The organism is Alienimonas chondri, assembly GCF_013036045.1.
Taxonomy (GTDB): domain Bacteria; phylum Planctomycetota; class Planctomycetia; order Planctomycetales; family Planctomycetaceae; genus Alienimonas; species Alienimonas chondri.
Map to the genome: position 1 here is coordinate 1 of NZ_WTPX01000219.1, position 5,659 is coordinate 5,659.

At 68.9% G+C, this 5,659-nt stretch carries 6 protein-coding genes; 4 read left to right on the top strand and 2 right to left on the bottom strand.

What is annotated here, in order from left to right; genetic code table 11:
* The first annotated feature begins 85 nt into the window (after positions 1–85).
* Positions 86–1,345, top strand: coding sequence for an alpha/beta hydrolase (locus LzC2_RS22930; protein WP_171189769.1), 1,260 nt, complete (start codon positions 86–88; stop codon positions 1,343–1,345).
* Positions 1,346–1,742: 397 nt separating this feature from the next.
* Positions 1,743–3,278 carry a hypothetical protein gene (locus LzC2_RS19850; protein WP_171189770.1) on the top strand — a complete coding sequence of 512 codons (1,536 nt, stop codon included), beginning with the start codon at positions 1,743–1,745 and terminating at the stop codon, positions 3,276–3,278.
* A 126-nt stretch (positions 3,279–3,404) separates the two neighbouring features.
* On the opposite strand, the gene LzC2_RS19855 is transcribed toward LzC2_RS19850, so the two are convergent.
* Both LzC2_RS19855 and LzC2_RS19860 read right to left on the bottom strand, forming a co-directional pair.
* Positions 3,405–3,722 carry a type II toxin-antitoxin system RelE/ParE family toxin gene (locus LzC2_RS19855; protein ID WP_171189771.1) on the bottom strand — a complete coding sequence of 106 codons (318 nt, stop codon included), beginning with the start codon at positions 3,720–3,722 and terminating at the stop codon, positions 3,405–3,407.
* Positions 3,719–4,162 carry a hypothetical protein gene (locus LzC2_RS19860; RefSeq protein WP_171189772.1) on the bottom strand — a complete coding sequence of 148 codons (444 nt, stop codon included), beginning with the start codon at positions 4,160–4,162 and terminating at the stop codon, positions 3,719–3,721. Before LzC2_RS19860 ends, LzC2_RS19855 begins: the two co-directional genes overlap by 4 nt.
* 167 nt (positions 4,163–4,329) lie before the next feature.
* Here LzC2_RS19860 and LzC2_RS19865 point away from each other — a divergent pair, with 167 nt between their 5' ends.
* Together LzC2_RS19865 and LzC2_RS19870 are read left to right on the top strand one after the other, a co-directional pair.
* A complete protein-coding gene (locus LzC2_RS19865) occupies positions 4,330–5,139 on the top strand; it encodes a hypothetical protein (RefSeq protein ID WP_171189773.1) in 810 nt (269 codons plus the stop codon).
* Between the two features lie 336 nt (positions 5,140–5,475).
* Positions 5,476–5,659 (top strand): hypothetical protein (locus LzC2_RS19870; protein ID WP_171189774.1); only part of this gene is annotated, 184 nt, incomplete at its 3' end.

Genomic DNA, 5,659 nt, shown 5'->3' on the forward strand with positions numbered 1-5,659 from the left:
CGGTCTTCAAGTACCAACCCGCCGCCCGCCGGGGGGCGGGGGCGGGTAGGTTGGCGCTGATTCGTTCCCGACCGGAGATCGACCCGTGTTTCGCCTCGTTCGTTCCGCCGCGCCCCTGCTGATCGGGCTGTCGGCGGCGGTCGCGCTATCGGCCGCGGCGGGGTGCGAGGCCGAACCGGCGGGCGGAGCGGGCGAGGGGGCGGCGGACGTGGGCGGGGTCGAGGACTTCGGCGAGGCGCCTTTCGATCCGTACTCCTCCGCGTGGGACGTGCCGGTGCCGCAGGCCAAGGCGCCGGTCGCGTTGGCGAACTACGAACCGGCCGCCGCCGACGAGTCTTCCCCGGGCCAGGAGATGCTGGACCGGGCCGATTTGATGAAAGCGGCCGGTCAGTACGACGTCGCCCGCGGCGCTTATGAAGTGGCGTTGGAGCGGGATCCGGACTTCGCGCAAGCGGCCTATCAACTGGCCTGCAACGAGGCGCTCGCGAGGAACGAGGAGGCCGCCCGGGCGGCGTTCGAGCGGGCGATGGAACTGGGTTACGCCGACTACGTCGTCGCCCGCACCGACTACGAACTGGGCACGCTTCGCACCGCCCCGGACTTCCCGGATCACCTCAAAGAAATCCGCCGGCGGTATCTCAAAGAGGCCGCCGCGAAGGTCGGCACGCCCTTTTATATCGTCCCCGCGGACGTCCAGGCGGACTCCGAAGCGGACCCCGAACAGGCGAACGCCGAGCAGGCCGGCGTGCCGAACGCCGGCGGCGGGGAGCGGCCGCCGGTGATGCTGTTGCTGCACGGCTACGGAGACAGCCACGAGAGCTACGCCCCGGAGGCGACGGCCTGGGCGAAACGCGGGTGGGCGGCGGTGTGCGTGCCGGGGTCCCTGCCGACCGCCGAAGGCGGCTTTACCTGGCCGACCAGCGACGAAACCGGCTACGACACGGTCGATCGACAGTTGCGGGCGATCCTCAAAGACCCGGGGCTGAGCGCCGTCGCGGATACGTCCAAAGTCTATTTATTGGGGTTCTCGCAGGGGGCGAATCACGCGGTGATGCAGACCGTCCTGCACCCGGATCGCTATGCCGGGGCGGTGGGCCTCAGTCCCGGCGGCCGACCGGGGGCGATCTACAACGATCCGGAATTAAACGCCGCGGCGCCGCGGCCGATCGCATTGTTTTATGGAACCGAGGAGGAACGCGGCGAACTGCTGACGCGGTGGAGCGACGCCCTGACCGCCGCCGACTGGCCGGCGCTGTGCGAGGAGTTCCCCGGCGCCCACCACTTCCCCCGCGACTGGCAGGACGAACGCCGGGCGCGCGTCGCGGCGTTCTTGCTGGGAGAGTAAGATGCCGGCTTGATATCGCCCGACGAAGGTTATGAAAGGACGCTTCGGTCGTCGGGGCGTGGAACAGGGCGATTGCAAAGTCCGACCTCCGTGGTGGCATGCTCTCCCGCCGGAGTGCAGCGAAGCGGAACGCAGGCGAGTGAGCATGGAGTGCGATGCTCGCTTCATTCTCTAGGGTCGGGCGTCGCTCTCCATGCTTACGCCGCGAACGTGACGGGGCACAGCGCTTCGGACGCGGCCTCGCCGCGGCGAAAGTATGCCACCCAATCTCAGTCCGTTCGCCGACCCTGCTGACTTTGCAATCGCCCTGGGGCGTGGAGGGACCGCGTCCCCCGCCCGACGTTCCGCACGGTAGAATGCGTGGGCAGCGCGCTCATGCCTCTTCCGGAGAACACTCATGTCCCTCCATCTGCCCCCCTCGCGGCGGAACTTTCTCCGATCGACCGGAGGCGCCGCCTCGCTGCTGGGGTTCGGCGATCTGGCGTTTCTGAGCCGCCTGCGACCGGTCTTCGCCGACGAGGCCCGCGTCGATCCGGGTTCCGTCGCGTTCGACGCCGGGATCGAACCGACGGTCCGCCTCATCGAAGACACCCCGCGGGAACGGCTGCTGGAAGAGGTCGCCGTCCGCATCGACAAGGGTCTCAGCTACCGCGAACTGCTGGCGGCCCTGCAACTGGCGGGCGTGCGGAACGTGCAGCCGCGGCCCTCGGTGGGGCATAAATTTCACGCGGTGTTGGTGGTGAACTCCGCCCATCTGGCGAGCCTCGCCTCCACGCCGCAGCACCGGTGGCTGCCGATCTTCTGGGCGCTGGATTATTTCAAAAGCGCAGCCGCCCGCGACGTGCGGGAGGGGAACTGGACGATGAGCGCGGTGGACGAATCCGCCGTGCCGGGTTCGACCGCGGCCGGGACCGCGTTCACCGCGGCGATGGACGGCTGGGACGAATCGGCCGCCGACGTCGCCGCCGCCGGCCTGGCCCGCACCGCCGGCGAGAACGAGGTTTATGAACGTTTCTTCCGCTACGGCGCCCGGGATTTCCGCTCGATCGGGCACAAGGCGATCTTCGTGGCGAACAGCCGGCGGACGCTGCAATGCATCGGCTGGCGGCACGCCGAACCGGTCGTGCGGTCGCTCTCCTACGCCCTGCTGATGCACGAGGGCGACAACCCCGCCGGCCGTGACGCCGACGCTGATCGCCCCTTCCGCACAAATCAGGAGCGGCTGACCCGCATTCGCCCCGACTGGCGGGACGGCGCCCTCGACGCCGGCGCCACGGAGGAACTGCTGGCGGCCTTGCGAACCGACTCCAACGAAGCGGTCTGCGATCTGACGGTCGAGGTGTTGAACCGGGGCGCCTCTCCGCAGTCCGTCTGGGACGGCCTGTTGGTGGGAGCCGGCGAGTTGTTGATGCGGCAACCGGGGATCGTCGCCCTGCACGCCCTGACGACCACCAACGCGCTCCGCTACGCCTACGACGCCAGCGGCGACGACGAAACCCGCCGTCTGGTCCTGCTCCAGAACGCCGCGTTCCTGCCGATGTTCCGCGACGCGATGCGCGGCCGCGGCGAAGTGCGGGATCTGAACGTCGAGAACCTCCGCCCCGCCCCGACAAACGGCACGCCGGAGGAGGCGATCGAGCGGATCTTCGCCGACGTCAGCGACGACCCGCTTTCCGCCGCGGAAGCGACGCTGGGTTATCTTCAGGCCGGCCATTCGGCTGAAGCGCTGATCGACGCCGCCCGCGTGCTCGTGTATCTGAAGGGGAACGACGCCCACGATTATAAGTTCAGCTCCGCCGTGCTGGAGGACTATTACAAGGTCTCCCCGGCGTGGCGGGACCGCTATTTGGCCGCGAACGTCTTTAAATTGCAGGGCTCCGCCCGCCCGGACAACGCCCTCGTCCAACGCACCCGCGAAGCCTTCAAGGCCTGAGCGCTTGTGTCTTGAAGAAACCGTCTGCTCACCCGCGGCCCGTCGCCGCGCGGGGAGCGCGGTGGGCGTTCGTCGTCCGTGCCGCCGTCCGCGCAATATCGATCCGCCGATGCGACGAACGACGAGCTAGAGATCGTCGGGGGTAAGGTCCGGCTGGGCGAAGCCGCGGACGGTCAGCACGCGGACGGCGTCGCCGTCGATCTCGAAGATGAGGCGGTGGGTGGGCTTGCCGCGGGGGCCGAAGGGCGCCTGCCGCAGTCCGCGGTCTTGGACGCCGGGATCTTGGCAGAGGGAGAAACGAGCGGGGTCCTCCTCCAGTCCGGCGAGGGCGGCGTGGAGGGCGTTTTCCCATGCCCACGCCTCGCCGGCGGGGCGATACATGACCAACCAGAGATACTGCCGATCCGCCGTTTCGCGAAACCGGCGGGACTCTTCAACGCTCATTCCGCCTCACCGCTCGATGCGGCGAGGACATCCGGGGGAAGATGATCGGCGGGGTCGAGGCCGTTGAGGCGAAGCAACCGCGCGGCACGCTCGGCCCTGGCGCCGAGGTCCATTTCGACCGGCCGACCCAAACCGGCGGCGAACTCAGCGTCCGCGGTCGCGACGTCCTCCGCCAGCGTCGTGACGACCGGCGGGCCGGCCTCGAGAACCGGCGAGGTCGCAAAGACCGGCCGCAACCGCAGCGTCTCGCCGGTGCGGGGGTGTCGAACCAGCATCGTGCAACCGTCGCGGATCGCGGAATCGACCGCGGCGGCCACCGCCGCAGACAACACCGGCGGATCGGCGGGCTCGGCGCTCGGTCCCGCGGACGACGGACGCGACCGGGCGACCGGAGAGTCAGCTGCGGCCGGCGGAGCGGCGGGGAAAGAGGAGGTATCCATGACCGCAGTTTAGCCGCTCAAGTCGCCCGTTGGAAAAATCCGCAGATTCCCGCAGACGGCCGCCAAGATCGGAGGCTCCGCCGCGAAGAACCTCATGTGCGGGGCGTTTCCCGCCCCCCGCCGCTTCTTCAGAAGCTCCCATGAAAGTCATTCCGAAAGCCACTCCGATGATTCGCAAGGCCCTCCTCGGGACCGCCCTGACGCTGGGTCTGGGCTCCCTCGTCTTCGGCACCGACCTGTTCACCTTCGGCAAGACCGCGTTCTCCGAAGCCCAGACCGGGCTGCGGGATGCGGTGCCGGTCTCCTTTGAGATCAAGGCGGCTCGCCAGAAGCTGACCGAACTGGATCCCGCCGTCTCCGCCGCCAAGCGGGTCGTCGCGGAGCAGCAGATCGCCGTCGAACGCCTCAAAACCGATCTCGCCGGCCGCACCGCCGCCCTCGACGAGCAGGCCCGCGAGATGGCCTTCCTGCGGGACAAGATCGGCTCCGGCGAGCTGCACTACGCCGGCCGGGTGATCCGAGAAACCGATATGAAGCGGGATCTGGCTGCTCGCCTGACGACCTACGAAACCGCCAAGGCCACGCTGGGCCACAAGGAAGCCCTGCTCGACGCCCGTCAGCGGACCCTCGCCGCCAACGAGCGGAAGCTGGACGCCATGCTGGCCGCCCGCGGACAGCTTGAGGTGCAGATCGAGCAGCTCGAAGCCAAGCACCAGATGGTGCAGGCCCGCGAGACGATCGCCGGCGTCGAGATCGACGACACGGCGCTGTCCGACACCCGCGACCTGATCCAGCGGATCGACGACGAATTGAGCGTCCGCGAGAAGATGCTGGACGAAGACGGCAACACCTGGAACGGCGCCGTGCCGGTCAGCGAGATCGTCAAGGAAGGCGCCGCCGCCGAGGACGCCGCCGCCCGCTACGACGCCCTGTTCGGCGCCGAGCAGCCGGCGAAGATCACCAGCGACGAAGCCTGAGCCGGTTCGGTTCGCCAACCCCCTCGCCCCGTTCGCGCCTCCGGCGCGGGCGGGGTTTCCTCTTCTCCCCTCTCCCTCAGGGAGAGGGGCCGGGGGTGAGGGTGGCGAACCCTTACAGGTATCCGGCCAAAGTGGTTCAGAGCGAACGCAGCGTCCCGGACGCTCGATGACCGGCGACCGGGCGTGTTCAGGGAGAGCAGTGGGACGGTGAAGGGCAATCGTTCGGTTCCAGCCCCCTCACCCCCAGCCCCTCTCCCCCAAAAGGGGGCGAGGGGAGTACGGCACGCTCCCTCCGATTGCGGCTAACATGCCGTTCTTATCGTAAAGGAAACTCCCATGCTCGCTGAACCGCTGATCGCCTGGGTGGACGCCCTCGGGGCCGTGCTGTTGTGGCCGGGGGAGCGGCTGACGCTCGGCGGGCCGCCGAAGCATGCCCAGCAAGCCGATCTGCCGCTGATCGCCCCGCTGCGGCCGGTGCATGCGGCGGTGGTGCGGGTTGGTGAGGGGTGGGCGATTGAGG

Excerpts from the sequence above, each read along its gene's own strand:
- LzC2_RS19850 (WP_171189770.1), top strand. The coding sequence starts at position 1,743 with ATGTCCCTCCATCTGCCCCCCTCGCGGCGGAACTTTCTCCGATCGACC.
- LzC2_RS19855 (WP_171189771.1), bottom strand. The coding sequence starts at position 3,722 with ATGAGCGTTGAAGAGTCCCGCCGGTTTCGCGAAACGGCGGATCGGCAG.
- LzC2_RS19860 (WP_171189772.1), bottom strand. The coding sequence starts at position 4,162 with ATGGATACCTCCTCTTTCCCCGCCGCTCCGCCGGCCGCAGCTGACTCT.
- LzC2_RS19865 (WP_171189773.1), top strand. The coding sequence starts at position 4,330 with ATGATTCGCAAGGCCCTCCTCGGGACCGCCCTGACGCTGGGTCTGGGC.